The sequence below is a fragment of the Streptomyces sp. ASQP_92 genome (assembly GCF_025399895.1).
GTDB lineage: Bacteria > Actinomycetota > Actinomycetes > Streptomycetales > Streptomycetaceae > Streptomyces.
The window spans coordinates 254,440-270,012 of the sequence record NZ_JAODUA010000004.1; the positions used below are offsets into that span (position 1 = coordinate 254,440).

Below are 15,573 nucleotides of genomic sequence, written 5' to 3' on the forward strand. Positions count from 1 at the left end.
CGGAGCGAGCATCCCTTCGGCCTGGTGGGACGCGGCCTCAATCTGCGGCGAGCGTCCCTCCGGCCTCGTCGGCGGTGTTGCGTCGGGTCCCCGCAAGATGGATGTTGATGTAGCGGACGAGGGCCAGCGCGTCCTGCGGGGCGTCGGCCTGGAAGGTGACGCGTCGCAGGAGGCTGACTCCATCGAGGGCGATGCCCTCGCGGGCGAGGACGAAGACGAGGGTCAGGAAAGCGGACCGCGCGTTGCCGTCGTCGAATGGATGAAAGAAGCAGACGTCGAGATAGGCACGCGCGGCGCGGGCCGTCAGACCGAGAGGTTGGTCGGCGCCGGATGCGCTCTCTGCCAGACACGTTTCGAAGCGGACACGGGTGTCGGGCCCGATGCCGTAGCGCTCACGGCTCCCCTTGGCGAAGGCGGGCGCCCCGCGGAATGGGGGGCGTCGCGAAGTGGCCAGGACATGCTGCTGCCACCCACTGAGCAGGTCGAAGTCGAGCCGCGCTCCGCATGCCGCATCCGCCCGGAGCAGTTCGAGGGCGCTGAGCAGCCCCTCGGCGCGGGCAGGCTCGATGGCGGCGTCGAAGGCCTTGATGTCGTCCGCCGCGCCGTCTCGAAGGGGCACAACCGGTCCGTCCGCGCCCCCGTCCGCGATCTCGTGCCACGGCACCGACTCCCGTATCTCGAGCCAGCGTTGCAAGTGGTCCTGAGTCGGCGCGTCTGCGCGGAAACCGCCGCCCGTCGGCTGCACGGAGAGCGCGAGCTGCTCCGCGACGTCGTCGACCACCACCGCGTCAGGTCCGATCCAACTGTGGAAACGACCACCGATCGCCCCGTCGACCAAGCCCTCGGCCACGTCGGGCGCGACTCCCCAGCGATTGAGGAACCAGGTCAGCACTTGGCGACAGTGGCCCTGCCAGCCGCTGCCGCAGCCGGTGCGGTCAACGACCTGGAGGATCAGATTCCGCGCCGCCCGCTCCCATAGGATCCGCTGGCCTTCGATGTCGGCCAGGTCCAGCGGATACGCCTCGAACCAACCGGCAAGGTCTTCCAACCACTCACGCCACTCACGCAAGGCCGCTTCGACACGGGACAGCGTCTCTTCCGATGTGGTGATCGAGTCCTGTGGGCAGCACCAATTCCCTATCGGTCCCCCGTCGAAGTCACCCTCGTCGTGCGTCCAGCGCCACCCCGTGGTCCATCGGCCGTAGTGCTGGACGAGGGCGTAGGACATGGCGTTGGCCCACGACTCGGCCACCTCGTTGTTCCAGGTACTCAGCGCCGGGTCATCGAAAGGGACGTCCGGGCGGATCGGTACACAACGGGCCGGCCCGAGCGAGCGCACCGTCTGTGCCACGTCCGCCCCGTCGAAGGCGTGACGGGCGGGATCCACGTCATCCCAGGTCAGGAAGCGGGGAGCCAGTTCAACGATCACTGCACAAGCCTGCCACGCCCGCTCCGGGCTCCCATAGTGGTTTTCGCCGACTCAGGACTGCGCTGGGCCGGCGCGCCACGTCCACACGTCCATCGCTGGACTCACCACGTCGACCGCTGAACCAATGCCGTGGCTTTCGAGCGGCTGGGCGTCGGCACCCATTCCAGTCTGGGAGCGAGGACCGCTGCGCGCAGACCATGCCGTGCGCCTCTCAACTCCGTGGCGCTGGAGGGAAGTTGAGTTGAGAGTCAGCACGTTCGTCGCCAGGTCATAGAGATTAGCGTGGCAATCACCCATCTTTTCGGGCAGGGTGCCGAATGATGAGTGATGAGAACGAGATGACGTATGCCCGCTTCGACTCGATTGAGGGGTTGCTGCAACGGGGGCACGGCCTGGGTGTCGTGCGGGCGATGCAAGATCCCCCCATGGCTGCACCCTTCGTCTACGAGGGGGTCCGACATGACTGGCGGTACGACGGCACTGATCACCGCGCCCGCTACCTCGCCGGGCTGGTCCGGGATCTGAATCTGCCGCTGGCGCCGGTCGTGGCGCTGCTGGCCGGGGACGAGGGACAGAGCCGACGGGCTGTCGACGTGCTGGAACTGCTCGCCCTTGATGGCAACAACGAGGCGCGCGAGGCGCTCCGCTCCCATGTCCGGGAAGGCGCGCACTGGGTCTACGTATTGGAGTCGATCTCCGACGCTTGGCCCTTGGAGTGGTGGGAGGACCTGGGCGGGGTCGCGCGGGCCCGGATCGGCGGGGAGCCCGAGCTCCCGTGGTTGGACGAACCGTGGACGCGGTTCGGCATCGAGATCGAGAGGTCGGACCCGGGCCCGGCCGCTCACGACCTGAGCGGACTTGCGGACAGCGAGCTGCTGGACGTGCTGGCCGGCACCCGGCCCGAGGCCTGCAGCAGGGTCGAGGCCCTGCGCGAGCTGTCCCGCCGGGATCCCGTGGAGGGGCTGATTCCTCTGGTGCCCTCGCTCGTGATCGCTGGGGGCGACCGTCCGCTTCCTCTGCTCCGGCAGGCCGTCCGCCACCTCGGACCCTCGGCCGTACCGGCCGCGCGCAGCTGGGCGGAGGACGAGCGGGAGTGGCTGGCGCTGCTCGGCTCGGATGTCCTCGCCGATCATCTCGGCCCCGAGGTGCTACCCGCCCTCGTAGCCGAACTCGCCGGCCAATGGCGGGCCCGTGCGTGGTGCGGCCCAGACGCCACCGCGAACAGGCTTGTCCGCTTCGGACCGGCAGCCGCCGAGACGGTGCCGGGCCTCCGCCGGTTCTGGCTGCACACACCGCACTCCTATGAGCGGGCCGCCTATCTGGCGGCATGGGTAGCCATCGACCCGGACGGAGTGGGCCCCACCCTCACCGAATCCCTATGGGACGGCCAGGAACAGGTCCGACTGCTGGGAATCACCCACGCCCCGGACCGACCCGAAACCCTGGAGCGCATCGCGGCGCTGCGTGACGACCCGATGGAGGCCCCCGGCGTACGGGCAGGCGCCCAGGCAAGGCTCGCCACCACGGCGACCGCGGCCACTCCGTGTTCACCCTGACCCGCCCTGAGCCGGCCATACCCCCGCGGCGACTCCCGCTCTCTTGAACACGCCAGACCGCAGTTTCACGTCCCCTGGGAGCCCTGGCGGGCAGAACCCCGCGAACCGCGGTCCGGTGCGACCCGGCTTCGCCGATTACTTTCCGGCGGCCGCCCGGTCTACCCCTCGACGACAAAGGGAGCACACCATGCGCAAGATCATCGTTTGTACGTTCCTGACGCTCGACGGCGTCATGCAGGCACCGGGCGGTCCGGACGAGGACGCGGAGAGTGGCTTCGAGTACGGCGGCTGGCAGAAGGCGGTGTCCGACGACGAGGTCGGTGCGGGCATCGCCGGCTGGTACCAGCACTCGGACGCGATGCTGCTCGGCCGCAAGACGTACGAGATCTTCGCGTCGTACTGGCCGAGCGCCGATCCCGGCAATCCGTTCACCGACCGGATGAACAGCACGCACAAGTACGTGGCTTCACGGACCCTGACGTCCGTCGAGTGGCAGAACTCCACCCTCCTTGAGGGCGAAGTCGTCGATGCCGTACGCACGTTGAAGGCGTCCGACGGAGGCAACATCAACGTCGTCGGCAGCGGCGACCTCGCCCAGACCCTGATGCGGCACGACCTCGTCGACGAGTACCGGCTGACCATCCACCCAGTGATCATCGGCACCGGCAAGCGGCTGTTCGCCGAGGGAGCGATCCCCACTGCGCTGGAGCCGGTCAGCGTCTCGACCACGAAGGGCGGCACCGTCCTCGGGGTCTATCGGCCGAGCGGCAAGCCCACATACGACAGCTACTAATCGGGTACTGGCCGGGTACTGGCCTGGCGGCCGGACGCCGTCCTATTCAGTCAGGTCCGGCACCTGGCGCCACGCTTCGAACCTCCACAGGCCCACACCGCCTCCTGGCCATCGTCCTCCCCACCGCACTCCGGGCAGATCTCGAAGTCGGCCCGTTCCCCCAGCGTCCATCGGAAGCAGCACGGGCACGCGACAAGGCCGCTCGCGGTGTCGGACGAGGAACTCGGAGACGGGTTCATGAGGAGCCATGGGAACCATGTGGACTATGGGAGCCATGTGGGCCATGTGGGCCATCATTCTGGTCCCGCGGATGATCCACGAGAATCGTTCTGGGCGTGGTCACCGGCGGCCCCAGGACTTCGCGGCAACCACGTGACTGTGGTTGTCGCGGAGAGTGGCGGTGTCGCCGGCGTTGTTCCAGACGTAGTCTCGGCGCCCCTGGTAGACGTCGCGGGCGCTGTCCCGGCCGATTCCGGTGTGGACGCGCACCGATTGGTGGGCGGCCAGGCGCAGGTCGCGGAACGTGTAGGTGTGCCGCGAGCGGTCCGTCAGGGTCCATGCCTTCAGGTTCACCGCGCCCCGGCCGGTGTTGGTGACGGTGACCCATTCCGCGTTGAGGCTGCGCTGGGAGCGGTCGTCCTTGCCGGGGCTGTCGTACTGGATCACCCCGAGCACGATGGGCGAGCGCGGAACGGAGGCCTTGGCCAGGGCGGCGGCCGGGTGGGCGGTGGCCCCGGCCAGGCCGGCAGCAGCCACGCTGAGAGCGGCGGCGATGCGGGTAACGGTGCGAGACGACATGGAAGCCCCCCAATTCACGGCATCCCAACATGTGCGCGGGCAATGCCGGTTGGTGCGGAAGCCCGACCTGGTTCGGCCGGACACCCCACCATGGCGCCGACCCGTCGCCACCCGGGCGCAGAAGTTCACTGCGTAACAAAACGCGGGTTTTCGCACACCTTCAGCGATCACGGCGCACACGCCCCGGCGTGAGGAACCCCGTGGTGCGCCCTTGAGTGGTGTCCCAGGAGCAGAGGACAGACCACCCGCCGGTCGGGGCCCGCTCGGGGCCCGACCGGGCTGCCCCAGAAAGAAGTTGAGGGGGGTGTTAGTCTCGCCTGCCGGTTCTGGCGACGCGCGGGACGGGTAGTTCGAGTGACGGGGGTAGTACGACGTGGGGCGACCTGACGATCCGCCGGGGGAAACCCCGGCGCAGTTGAAGAAGCGCGCCGGTGACCTGCGCGAGTGTGCGCGTAAGGCCCGCGAGCTCGCCAAGCGGCTCGGTCCGCTCCTGGACGCCTCGGCGAAGAAGGCGGCGCAGCCCGATCCGGCGATCTGGCGGGGCCCGTTCGCCACCCAGTCGACGGGCACCTTGGTGAACCGCAAGGGTTCCGTCAACCAGATGGCGTCCGCGCTGCTCCAGGACGCGGGCCGCTGGGAGGCCGAGGCCAACAGCCTGGACGAGCAGGCGAAGGCGGCGGGCGCGAAGCCCAAGTCAGGGGCGGGGGCAGGCAATTGACCAGCCCCCTCGGCCCCATACCTTCCGTACCCGGAGTACCCGGAGTACCCGGAGCGGTGGCCCGATGACCGACTTCCGCGGCTTCGACACCGCCGAGATACGCACCCTCGCCTCCAGCCTGCGCAAGCAGGGCGATGACGCGCGGGGTCTCCACAAGGACCTGGCCTGGCTCCTCACCGAGGCGCAGCAGCTCCTGAATGGCAAGCCCGCCACCACGGACCCGCTGCTGAGCCCCTTGGTCGGGCAGGTCTTCACCTTCCCGTTCTTCGGCGGGCCCTCGTCCCTGCCGGGTGTGCTCGGTGGCGAGTTGGGCGACATGGCGGACTCGATGGAGCGACGCAGCAAGCAGCTGGACGAGGTCAAGGTCCTCATCGAGCACGGGTACGCCGTCGACCCCGCACTCCTCTTCGCCGACGAGGACGCTCCCAACGAGAAGGACATCACCGACGCGCTGAAGAAGTTCCACGAACTGGACGGGAAGGATTTCGGCACCAACGGCAACCGCGACGACCTGCGGAAGGTCCGCAGGATGCTGGAAGGCATGTCGGCCGCCGAACTGGACGCCTTCTTCGACAAGGTCCCCGAGGCCGACCTCAAGCGCTACAACGACCTGGTGAACGACACGGACGACAGCGGTTGGAAGTGGTGGGACGAGAACGGCCTCCCCGAGGGCGAGCGCCGCGACCACTTCAGCTCGATCCTGGCCAAGCTGGGCCCCTCGCACTGGGCGAAGGCGCAGGCCGCGTTCCCCGGGATGCAGCCGGGCTTCGACACCACGGACGCCTATCTGGACGGCCAGAACGCGCAGAACGGCGAACAGGCCAAGGGCATGCACTGGGGCGTCCCCAGAGAACCGCTGTTCGCTCCGGGCAGCGACGGCAAGGAGATCACGGCCTCCGACATCAAGCAGGGGCGTTTCGCCGACTGCTGGTACATCGCGTCGGTGACCTCGACCGCCCAGGTGAACCCGCAGTTCATCCGGGACGGCATCGTCCAGAACGCGAACGGCACGGTGAACGTGCGCATCTGGGACAAGGACGGCAACAAGCGCTGGGTGACCGTCACGCCCGACCTGCCACTGGACAAGAACGGCAACGTGATGGGTGCCTCGGCCAACGGTTCGACCTGGCCGGCGTACTACGAGAAGGCGTTCGCCCTCGTGTACGGGGGCGACGACGGCGGCGCACCGGACGGCAAGGGCGGGAACAAGAAGTACGACCGTGCGGAGCACGGGACGTACGGGGCGACCGAGTGGGACAACACGGACAAGGCGCCGCCGTATGTGACGGGACATGACTCGGACGGCATCAGCAACAACGTTCCGGCGCTCCGCAAGAGCTTCGAATCCGGCCATCCGATCATCGTGGCCACCGGCAGTGGCGACGATGCCAAGAAGCAGGGCAAGAACCTGTGGGGGGACACGTTCTCGACCCGGCACGTGTATTACGTGAAGGGCTTCCAGGGCGACAACATCGTCCTCGGCAATCCGTGGGGCCCGCCCAACCCGGACATCGTGGCCACGCCGGAGCAGTACAAGAAGTTCTTCAACAGTCCGCAGGCCCTGGAGGTTCCCAAGTGACAGCAGCCGTACGTTCCGCGCGTGCCGCCGTGTTGGCGGGATGCGTGGTGATGCTGGCGGCGGGCTGTGGCGGCGCATCCGGGTCGGCCGACTCTTCGGCCACGAAGTCGTCGATGTCCTCGCCGCCCAGCCACACCCCCGCTCCCCCGGCCGACAAGGGCCCCCAGTGTGAAGGCGCCGCGACCGCCAAGGGCCTGCACGTCCTGCGCGGCGGCTCGGAGGCGCTGCCCGGCGGGGCCGGTCCGGTGCTGTACAAGGAGGGCGGCTCGGACGGTACGCACCGTACGGCGACCCTGACCAACGGCACGGGCTCCGGCACCGCGCAGTCAGGGACCGAGTCCTGGCCGGTACGGACCGGCCAGTCCCTCGCAGTGCGCGGCAAGGCCTTCACCGTCTCCCAGATCTGCACCTACCGGGTCGTACTCACACCGAAGGACGGGACCACCGTGACCCAACCGCCCGTGCCCAACGCCGTGGACCCGCACTGGCCCGACCTGACGGACGGCCGTCTGCGTCTGCGCTGGCATGTCCCGAACACTGAGATCCACGGCGCGATCAGCGCGGTCCTCAAGGACGTCGCCGCCGACCCGGCCCGCGCCGACATCGCCGTCACGAGCCGCGCGGGTGGTGGCGCCAGTTACACGGACGCGCGCGTCGGCGACACCCTCGAATTCGCCGGCCGCCTTTGGAAGTTGACCGCGATCGACACGGGCGACGGCAATCCTTCGGGCGCGAACCCCAACTCGGGTTACGTGGACCTCCAGTTGATCGGCCCCTCCAGCTGACGTCCCGGATAACGGTTGGCGTGGTGCGGCCCCGACCTGCTGTTGTTGCGGTGAGCGGAACAGGTGCGCCCCGCTGTCCCGCTCACCGGAGACAGCCGCCGTCCTGGCGCGCCCGGAAATCCGCTGATCGGCTCGGAGGTCTCATGCCCCTGTCCATGGAATTGGTCGCGATAACGCTGGACTGCGCTGATCCGTTGGCTCTGGCGGCCTTCTATCAGCAGGCCACCGGCTTTGAGCCGCACCCCAAGTCGGATGCGGAGTTCGCCGGTCTCAACCGTGAGGACGGGCTCTTCATGGGTTTCCAGCGGGTCGAGGACTACCGGCCTCCGACTTGGCCGGGCAAGACCACTCCCCAGCAGCTTCACATCTGCTTCAAGGTCGCGGAGAGCCTGGACGAGGCCGAGGCCCGGCTGCTGGAGCTGGGTGCGGGCAAGCCCGACCACCAGCCGGACGAGGACACCTTGCGGGTCCTCACCGACCCTGCCGGGCATCCCTTCTGCATCGTCACACGCTGACTCACGTACTCGCCGCAGAGGGACGGGGCGGACGCCAACGCACGGGCTGACGCCCCGGCCGATGCTGATGAACGGGGCGCCGAGTGAGAGCGGTGGTCGGGTGCCGTGCCTGCTGCGATGTCACCACGCCAGAGCCCCCGTTGCGGTGTCAGCGGTGTCAGACCCTGGAGAGATGCTGGGTGAGGAAGTGGGCCGCGCGGTCGAGGGCCTGATCGGCTTCGTCGAGGGTGCCGGCGAAGCACTGGAAGACGTGGGGGGCGTCGGCGGTGACGTCGAGGATGACGTTCACTCCCGCCTGCTGGGCGCGGGCGGCGAGGCGGGTGGAGTCGTCGAGCAGGACCTCGTTGGCCCCGACCTGGATGAGCAGCGGGGGGAAGCCGGTCAGGTCGGCCGACACGGCGGGGCTGAGCAGGGGCTGCGAGGGATCCTGACCCGCGAGGTACATGGCGCCGGTGTGTTCCAGGGCGGCCTTGGTGAAGATCGGGTCGATCCCCTCCTTGGTCGTCATGCTCTCTCCGGTACGGGTGGAGTCCACACCCGGGGAGAACGCGACGATCGCGGCGGGCAGCGGGAGGCCCGCGTCGCGGGCGGCGAGGGCCGTGGTGATGGTGAAGCCACCGCCGGCGGAGTCCCCGACGAAGGCGATGGCCGACGGGTCCAGACCGCTGTCGAGAAGGGCGCGATAAGCGCTCAGGTTGTCCTCCAGGCCGGCCGGGAAGGGATGCTCGGGGGCCAGGCGGTAGTCCACCGAGTAGGCGGCGAATCCGGTCCTGGAGACGAGCTGCCCGGTCAGCGACAGCGCGGTGCGGGGGGAGCCGAAAACGAAGCCGCCGCCATGGAAGTACAGGATCGTGCCCGGGCGCTCCCCCGCGTCCGGCTCGACGTGCAGGGCGGGGCGGCCGCCGAGGGCCGTCTCGGTGGTGCGGATGTCGTCCGGCACGATCATCTGCGCCATGAGCGCCCGGAACCCCGCGCGCAGTTCCTCAGGGGATCGTTGGCCCTCGGGGCGGGGCCGGCGGAGTATCGCGTCGACCTTGGCGAGCTGTTCCTTGCTCATGAGTCTCTCTCCCGTCGCAGTACCTGTCGTCTACACTATATGCCGTGGCATATACAGAATCAGATGACACCATCGACCTCCAGGGATTTTTCGCCGACCTCGTCCGCTGCGAGACACGGCTGTACAACGCGCTGAACGTCCGCCTGCGCGAGCGGCACGGGATCGTCACGTCGCAGTACGAGTTCCTGCGCTTCCTGCGGGAGCACCCCGGTGCCCGAGTCGCCGACCTCGCCACGGAGTTCGCCATCGGCGTCGGCGCGACCAGTAAAAGCGCCGACCGCCTGGAAGCGCGGGGATGGGTCGTCCGTCAGGCCAACCCGGCGGACCGCAGGTCCCACCTGCTGGCCCTCACCGAGAAGGGTTCGCGCCTGCTCGCCGTGGCCGAGGACACCTTCACCGCGGGCCTGGGCGAGCTGCTCGCAAGCGCCCTCGCCCCATCGGCGACGGCCGCCACGGCCCGGACTCTGTCCCACCTGCGCTCCGTCCTCGAACGCGACCGGATCGGCAACCCCACGGGCTGAACCAGACGCCGGGGGCGGCACGTTGGCGAGAAGCGGGCGTGTCACAGCGGGCTGTGCTGGAGCGCGCCTGTCACGCCCCCACCTCCGGTCAGGCGACCTCCGCAGGGGCGGGTTCCTCGGCGGGGTGCTCCTCGACGGCGTGGGAGTGGGTGAGGCTCAGCGCGCCGCCGGCCGAGATCAGTCCGACGACGACGGCCAGCAGGGCGTAAGTGATCCGTTCGCCGTGGAAGAAGGACGCGACGAGGCCGCTGTCCCACGTTCCGGCGGGCAGCTGCGTGGTGACCAGGGCGGCGATGAGCGTGCCCACGACGGCGGTGCCGACGCTGGAACCGACTTCCTGGGCCGTGTCGTTGAGGGCGGCACCGAGCGAGGTGCGGTTGCTCGGCATCGCGTCGACGAGCGCGACGGCGCAGATCGTCATGACGGTGCGCAGGCCCACGGTCATGACGACCATGCAGCCCGCGATGGCGGCATACCCGTGGTCGACGCCCCACGAGAGACCGGCCAGCGCCCCGGCCAGGCAGGCCGCGCCCACGAGACAGGCGATGCGGTGGCCGAACCGGCGCGCGAGCCACTCGGACAGAGGCGTCGCGGTCAACATGGTCACGATGATCGGCAGGTTGGCCAGACCGGCCCGCACAGGGCTCCATCCGTAGGCGTACTGGAAGTGCAGGATCAGCCCGAACATGACGCTGGCCATCGCGATGGACGTGCCGATCTGCGCGATGACGGCGCCGCGGACGGTGCCGTTGCCGAACACCTTCAAGTCCAGCATGGGCGCAGCGCTTCGCCGTTCATGCCGTACGAACGCGATCGCGGCGGCGACAGCGCCGATGATGGACGCGAGGGTGAGCGCGGACAGCCAGCCGTGCTCGACACCGCTGGTCAGGGAGTAACAGGCGAGCCCGATCGTGGCGACGCTCAGGACGGCGCCCGGCAGGTCGAGCGCGTCCTTGGTGAGGTCCTGCGGCCGGTCGGCCGGGACGCCGAGCCGGACGCCGATGCACGCGATCAGCGCGATCGGGGCGTTGACGACCAGCAGCCACTCCCAGCGCGCGTGGGCCAGTGCGGTCCCGCCGAGCAGGGGCCCGAGGACGAAGCCGGACATGCCGACGATGATCATCACCGTCATGGCGCGCATCCGCAGAGCCTTGTCGTCGAACAGCCGGAAGACCAGTGAGTTCGTGATCGGGGCCATCGCGGCGGCGGCTATGCCGAGTGCGGCCCGCAGGGCGATGAGCTCGCCGGCCGTGGTCACCAGGACGACGCACAGACTCAGCGAGCCGAACACGGCGAGGCCGATCAGCAGTACTCGACGGCGTCCGAGCCGGTCGGCCAGCGATCCCGCGGTGAGCAGCAGACCACCGAAGGTCAGCGAGTACGCACCGGTGACCCACTGGAGTGCGGTCGTTCCGCTGCCGAGGTCGCGGCCGATGGTGGGCAGCGCGATCGACAGCAGGGTGTTGTCGACCATCTCGACGAAAAAGGCCAGGCAGAGGGCGGCCAGGGGAATCCACGCCGCGCGCAGGGAGGGATAGGCCCGTGAGGTGGTTGGAGGCGGGGCTGTGGTCATGGCGAGTCCTCTCAATCGAACGCCGTTCGGCTATCGAACAACGTACGATGAGCTACCATAGAACAAGGTTCGATACGATGCAAAGGGCGAGGGAGAAGCGATGGCCGACCAGCAGGAACGCTCCCGAGGAGGACGCCGTCGGGCCTCACACTCGATGGAGGCCGTCCTCTCCGAAGCGGTGGCGCTGCTCGACGAGGCCGGGGCACCGGCCTTGACGTTCCGGGCGCTCGCTCAGCGTCTCGGGGGCGGTGTCGCCAGCATCTACTGGTACGTGGCGAGCAAGGAGGAACTGCTCGACCGCGCCACCGACCACGTCATGGCCGCGGCACTGGCCGACATCGAGGCACTGCCGCGCACCGACGACCCGATCGACGACCTTCGCGCGATGGCCCTGACCCTGTTCGACGCGATCGTCCAACGACCGTGGCTGGGCGCCTACTTCATGCGCAACACCGATGTCCAGGGCAACACCCTGCGCGTGTACGAGAGGCTCGGCGAGCAGACCCTTCGGCTGAAGCTCAGTGCACGCCAGCGGTTCCACGCGGTGTCCGCAGTGGTGGGGTGCGTCGTCGGCTCCGCCGTCGACCTGGGGCAGGAAGCCCCCCAGGAGATCCTCGACGGCACCGTGAACCGCGACGAGTTCCTCGGCCGTTATGCCAAGGCGTGGCGGCAACTGGATCCCGAGGACTTCCCGTTCGTGCACGAGATCATCGACGAGTTCGACGGACACGACGACATCGACCAGTTCCGTGCCGCGCTGGATCTGACGCTGACGGGCCTGCGCCTGCAAGCCGGAGCCTGAGCCGAGCCGCACAGGCCGCGAGTCCCCGGAAGCCGCGCACAACGCAACCCCGCCGACAGCGGTGCTCCAAGCGGGACGACCGGCGAGGGCGCGCCCGTTCAGACCTCAATGCGCAGGCCGGGTGGTCCCGTTCGGGACAACCTCCTGTCCGCACAAGGACGTTGACCCGGGGGGTCGTCAACACGCCTGTGGCAGAACGGAGACATCACGGAAGGCCGGCTGTAACTCGGTGCGAGATACAAATATCTCCGACGCAACGCACCGCGCTACTTCTGGGGGAACACCGTGAAGCACACCCGCATCGCCGCTCTCGCCACCATCGGCATGGCCGCCGCCCTCTCGCTCACCGCGTGCGGTGGCGACGACTCGGCGCAGGGTTCGTCCCCCAAGGCCTCCTCGAACCCGTCCTCCTCGTCCTCGAACGGCGCCTCGAAGCCTGGGGACGGCTCAAGTGCCGGGAGCCCGGAAACCGGCAACACCGGCTCGGGCTCCGGCAAGGACGCCAAGACCCCCGCAGGTGCCACGAACGGCCAGGGGAAGGGCGACGGCAAGACGCCGTTCTGCAAGTCGGCGGACCTGGCCATCGACGCGAGGAACGCCGCGACCGACAAGGACTCCGGCAGGATCGACATCACCATGATCAACCGGGGTTCCACCACCTGCTCGGCCACCGGCTTCGCGGGCGTCGACATCAAGGACGCCGACCACACCTCGAACCCCATCGAACGCGGCCCCGCCCAGCCGCGCATCACCGTCCTCAAGCCCGGCGACGCCGCCGTCTTCGATCTCGCCTACACCATCGACCGGACCGGCAAGAGCCTCGCCCACCCCACCAACATCCTGGTGACGCCCCCCAACGAAACCCACACGGTCACCCTCAAGTGGCCCACGGGCGCCGGTCAGATCAAGGGCGCCTACACCGACGTACAGGTCTATCCCACCCACACCACCAACTGAGAACAGCGCACGCGGTAGTGGCGCTGGCCGGGGGATGCGGAAAACGCTCGGTCGGGAGGTCCCGGCCGAGCGTTTTCGTGTGTCTGGTGTCCGCCCGCGTCTGGAGACGCTGGGTGCGGCTCAGTACCAGTGGTGGTTCTGCCAGAAGTTCCAGGCGCCGACGGGGCTGCCGTAGCGGGAGTTCATGTAGTCCAGGCCCCACTTGATCTGCGTGGCGGGATTGGTCTTCCAGTCCGCACCGGCAGAGGCCATCTTCGACGCCGGAAGCGCCTGCACCAGACCATAAGCACCCGAGGAGGAGTTCGTCGCGGTGTGGTCCCAGCCACTCTCCTGCGAAACGATCTTGCTGAACGCCTCGAACTGCGCCGGGTCCTTGATCATCTGCTGGGCGATCGCCTTCGCGTTCACCGGAGCCGCCTGAGCGGGAACCGTCGCGAACAGAGAACCGGCGACACCCACGGCGACGACGGAACCCGCGAGAGTCTTCTTCGAAGCGGCGATACGGCGGATGACAGCGTTGGACACAGAGAAGCCTTCCCAAGGGAACAAGGACAGTCACCACACCCCCACAGACATGCGTGAACCACACACACCACACAAGGGGGACTCGTCAGCGGCGGGTGAAACACCCCGTGCCGCCCGGCGACTCATCCAGTTCTACGCACCCACCAGCCCCCTGGCAACGCCCCCCACCTACTACCCCACCCCCCGCCAAAGGACCTCCGCCCCACCAGCACAACAACCCATCACCCCAGGCCAGACCCCACACCCACCCTACCACACCACCAACCCCCACCCACTAACACAGACCGTATGTGACCTCCGACCTGTGGGCCGCCTCACCCCAAAAACGCCCGAATGTCACAGATTGCTACCATTCATACCCTTCAAGAGGCGTGGCCCCCGCCACACACCACCCCCGAATCAAAGGAATCCCCACCACCCCAGCACCCCATCGAGAGGCCCCCAGCGCTCGCCCACACGCCCAGGGGCCCGGTGCCGCCCGGTCGGCGGGAGGCGGGTCAGCTGTGTGCGAGGCAGCGCTTCAGCTCGTCGAGTTCGTAGAAGTAGCTGTGCTTGGCGACGGGCTCGCAGGACCACCTGAAGGCCGTCTCCTTCTCGTTGTAGAGCATGCGCACCAGGTAGGAGGCCGGCCGGTCCTTGGAGGGCTTGTTCGCGAACAGGTCCCACTGGATGTTCGCCGCCATCGGCGAGACCTCCGCGCCGCGCCACTGGCTGTTCCCGTAGGTGTACGGCCGGCCGGGCTCCGCGGGCGCGGTGCCGGCGGGAAGCCCCATCAGGGCGGCGAGTGGCTCGATCTCCTCGGCGTGGGTGAAGCGCAGGACCGCGCCGTTGGCACGAACGCCCTTCGCCTTGGCTTCCGCCTGGGCCAGGAGGTCGTCGAGGAGGACGCCCGCCATCTTGTAGGTGATCGTGCGTCCGCTGAAGGCGGGCCCCTTCCGGTAGAACTCCTCGGCGTCGTCGAGGTACGCGAACCACCGCGCGTCGCGGCGATCCAGGAAGGGGGTGAGGTCGACGGTCGGCGCCTCCACGCTCAGGTCGGGCGCCGCACTGTAGAGCTGGTACAGCGCACGGGCGAAGGAGACCTGCTCCTCCGTGGGCAGTGCCGTGACGAAGTCCGCCCGGAAGAGGCGCACGACGACCCGGTGGGCCGCTTCGGCGGTACGGGGGTCGCCGTCGATCCGGGTGAGAACCTCGGCAAGCTGGGGATCGCTCTTCACATACGCCTGGTAGTCGGCGTTCTGCGGCTGTTTGTGGAAGTACAGCAGGTCCTTGTCGGTGACCGGAGACCCGATCAGGTCCGCCAGTGCGGGATCGCCGGCGACCAGGCCGGCCGTGAACGCGTCGGCGCTCGCCACCGCGCGCGGCACCCCCGATGTCTCCACCACCACGGGCTCGTGCCGGGCGGCGATGCGCGCGAACAGGGACGGCAGCCGGCGCTCCATGCGCAGCGCGGTCTGCCGCTGCTCCTGGACACCGCGGGCGGAAAGACCTCCGTAGCCGAGCGTGGAGGCCGCGGCCAGCAGTGCCTGGACCTGCGGGCCAAGGCGCGCGCCGAGCCCGGTGAGCGCACCCCGGTCCTGTCCCTTGCGCAGCAGGGCCAGTACGGCGTCACCGTCGGCGCTGTCCGTCATGGCGCGGGAGCCGTGGCGGGCCACGTTCTCGGTGAAGACGGGCACGAAACCCTTCGGCGCGCGCTGGTAGCCGTCCGGACTTCCCTGCGGCATGTACGGCGCCTTGGTTCCGTACAGGTCGCGTTCGGTGTGTGAACCGCCCTGCCGCTGCGACGCGGACGCGGTGCCCGAGGTGAACAGCAGGCTCGCGGTCAGGGAGACGGCCACGGCGGCGGACAACGGTGCGGTGCGCTTCACAAAGGCCCTCCGGATCGGTCGGGCCACCGTTCGGGGGCCGCGGTCCGACGCACGCTGGCACGCGTACGAAGACCCTGGGCGGCGTCACACCTCAACC

Annotated in this window: 15 protein-coding genes; 9 read left to right on the plus strand and 6 right to left on the minus strand. The window is 68.9% G+C overall.

All coding sequences use genetic code 11. From position 1 onward, the window contains the following. Positions 1-37: 37 nt before the first annotated feature. Positions 38-1,429: a Fic family protein gene (locus N4G70_RS13150; RefSeq protein WP_261712771.1), complete on the minus strand. Its 1,392-nt coding sequence runs from the start codon at positions 1,427-1,429 to the stop codon at positions 38-40. A gap of 425 nt (positions 1,430-1,854) precedes the next feature. Here N4G70_RS13150 and N4G70_RS13155 point away from each other — a divergent pair, with 425 nt between their 5' ends. Next, positions 1,855-2,985, plus strand: coding sequence for a hypothetical protein (locus N4G70_RS13155; RefSeq protein WP_261712772.1), 1,131 nt, complete (start codon positions 1,855-1,857; stop codon positions 2,983-2,985). A gap of 187 nt (positions 2,986-3,172) precedes the next feature. Beyond that, positions 3,173-3,778, plus strand: a complete 606-nt coding sequence (locus N4G70_RS13160) for a dihydrofolate reductase family protein (protein ID WP_261712773.1) — start codon at positions 3,173-3,175, stop codon at positions 3,776-3,778. A 339-nt stretch (positions 3,779-4,117) separates the two neighbouring features. Here the strand turns inward: N4G70_RS13160 and N4G70_RS13165 are convergent, their stop codons facing one another. Next, the gene (locus N4G70_RS13165) at positions 4,118-4,576 is read right to left on the minus strand and encodes a lamin tail domain-containing protein (protein WP_261712774.1); all 459 of its coding nucleotides are present in this window, start codon (positions 4,574-4,576) and stop codon (positions 4,118-4,120) included. Between the two features lie 373 nt (positions 4,577-4,949). On the opposite strand from N4G70_RS13165, the gene N4G70_RS13170 reads away from it, so the two are divergent. From N4G70_RS13170 to N4G70_RS13185, 4 genes are all read left to right on the plus strand, one after another. Further along, on the plus strand, positions 4,950-5,294 hold the full coding sequence (locus N4G70_RS13170; RefSeq protein WP_261712775.1) for a hypothetical protein: 345 nt from the start codon (positions 4,950-4,952) through the stop codon (positions 5,292-5,294). Positions 5,295-5,358: 64 nt separating this feature from the next. Continuing rightward, positions 5,359-6,873, plus strand: coding sequence for a C2 family cysteine protease (locus tag N4G70_RS13175; RefSeq protein ID WP_261712776.1), 1,515 nt, complete (start codon positions 5,359-5,361; stop codon positions 6,871-6,873). Continuing rightward, on the plus strand, positions 6,870-7,658 hold the full coding sequence (locus tag N4G70_RS13180) for a hypothetical protein (RefSeq protein WP_261712777.1): 789 nt from the start codon (positions 6,870-6,872) through the stop codon (positions 7,656-7,658). Before N4G70_RS13175 ends, N4G70_RS13180 begins: the two co-directional genes overlap by 4 nt. Positions 7,659-7,801: 143 nt before the next feature. Then, positions 7,802-8,173, plus strand: coding sequence for a VOC family protein (locus tag N4G70_RS13185; protein ID WP_261712778.1), 372 nt, complete (start codon positions 7,802-7,804; stop codon positions 8,171-8,173). A 157-nt stretch (positions 8,174-8,330) separates the two neighbouring features. On the opposite strand, the gene N4G70_RS13190 is transcribed toward N4G70_RS13185, so the two are convergent. Beyond that, positions 8,331-9,230: an alpha/beta hydrolase gene (locus N4G70_RS13190; protein WP_261712779.1), complete on the minus strand. Its 900-nt coding sequence runs from the start codon at positions 9,228-9,230 to the stop codon at positions 8,331-8,333. Between the two features lie 44 nt (positions 9,231-9,274). Between N4G70_RS13190 and N4G70_RS13195 the strand changes: the two genes are divergently transcribed. Continuing rightward, complete coding sequence (locus N4G70_RS13195) at positions 9,275-9,751, plus strand: MarR family winged helix-turn-helix transcriptional regulator (protein WP_261712780.1); 477 nt, start codon at positions 9,275-9,277, stop codon at positions 9,749-9,751. A gap of 88 nt (positions 9,752-9,839) precedes the next feature. Here the strand turns inward: N4G70_RS13195 and N4G70_RS13200 are convergent, their stop codons facing one another. Further along, positions 9,840-11,324, minus strand: coding sequence for an MFS transporter (locus tag N4G70_RS13200; protein ID WP_261712781.1), 1,485 nt, complete (start codon positions 11,322-11,324; stop codon positions 9,840-9,842). A gap of 154 nt (positions 11,325-11,478) precedes the next feature. Between N4G70_RS13200 and N4G70_RS13205 the strand changes: the two genes are divergently transcribed. Then, positions 11,479-12,126 carry a TetR/AcrR family transcriptional regulator gene (locus N4G70_RS13205; RefSeq protein ID WP_261712927.1) on the plus strand — a complete coding sequence of 216 codons (648 nt, stop codon included), beginning with the start codon at positions 11,479-11,481 and terminating at the stop codon, positions 12,124-12,126. Positions 12,127-12,411: 285 nt separating this feature from the next. Further along, the gene (locus N4G70_RS13210; protein WP_261712782.1) at positions 12,412-13,083 is read left to right on the plus strand and encodes a DUF4232 domain-containing protein; all 672 of its coding nucleotides are present in this window, start codon (positions 12,412-12,414) and stop codon (positions 13,081-13,083) included. A gap of 120 nt (positions 13,084-13,203) precedes the next feature. On the opposite strand, the gene N4G70_RS13215 is transcribed toward N4G70_RS13210, so the two are convergent. Beyond that, entirely contained in the window at positions 13,204-13,608 is a 405-nt protein-coding gene (locus tag N4G70_RS13215) for a transglycosylase SLT domain-containing protein (RefSeq protein WP_261712783.1), read from the minus strand. A 497-nt stretch (positions 13,609-14,105) separates the two neighbouring features. Continuing rightward, positions 14,106-15,476: a histidine phosphatase family protein gene (locus N4G70_RS13220; RefSeq protein WP_261712784.1), complete on the minus strand. Its 1,371-nt coding sequence runs from the start codon at positions 15,474-15,476 to the stop codon at positions 14,106-14,108. Positions 15,477-15,573 lie beyond the last annotated feature (97 nt).

Bases quoted from the DNA above. Each gene is read 5' to 3' on its own strand.
- N4G70_RS13165 (WP_261712774.1), bottom strand. From the start codon at position 4,576: ATGTCGTCTCGCACCGTTACCCGCATCGCCGCCGCTCTCAGCGTGGCT.
- N4G70_RS13185 (WP_261712778.1), top strand. From the start codon at position 7,802: ATGCCCCTGTCCATGGAATTGGTCGCGATAACGCTGGACTGCGCTGAT.
- N4G70_RS13155 (WP_261712772.1), top strand. From the start codon at position 1,855: ATGGCTGCACCCTTCGTCTACGAGGGGGTCCGACATGACTGGCGGTAC.
- N4G70_RS13190 (WP_261712779.1), bottom strand. From the start codon at position 9,230: ATGAGCAAGGAACAGCTCGCCAAGGTCGACGCGATACTCCGCCGGCCC.
- N4G70_RS13175 (WP_261712776.1), top strand. From the start codon at position 5,359: ATGACCGACTTCCGCGGCTTCGACACCGCCGAGATACGCACCCTCGCC.
- N4G70_RS13200 (WP_261712781.1), bottom strand. From the start codon at position 11,324: ATGACCACAGCCCCGCCTCCAACCACCTCACGGGCCTATCCCTCCCTG.
- N4G70_RS13205 (WP_261712927.1), top strand. From the start codon at position 11,479: ATGGAGGCCGTCCTCTCCGAAGCGGTGGCGCTGCTCGACGAGGCCGGG.
- N4G70_RS13160 (WP_261712773.1), top strand. From the start codon at position 3,173: ATGCGCAAGATCATCGTTTGTACGTTCCTGACGCTCGACGGCGTCATG.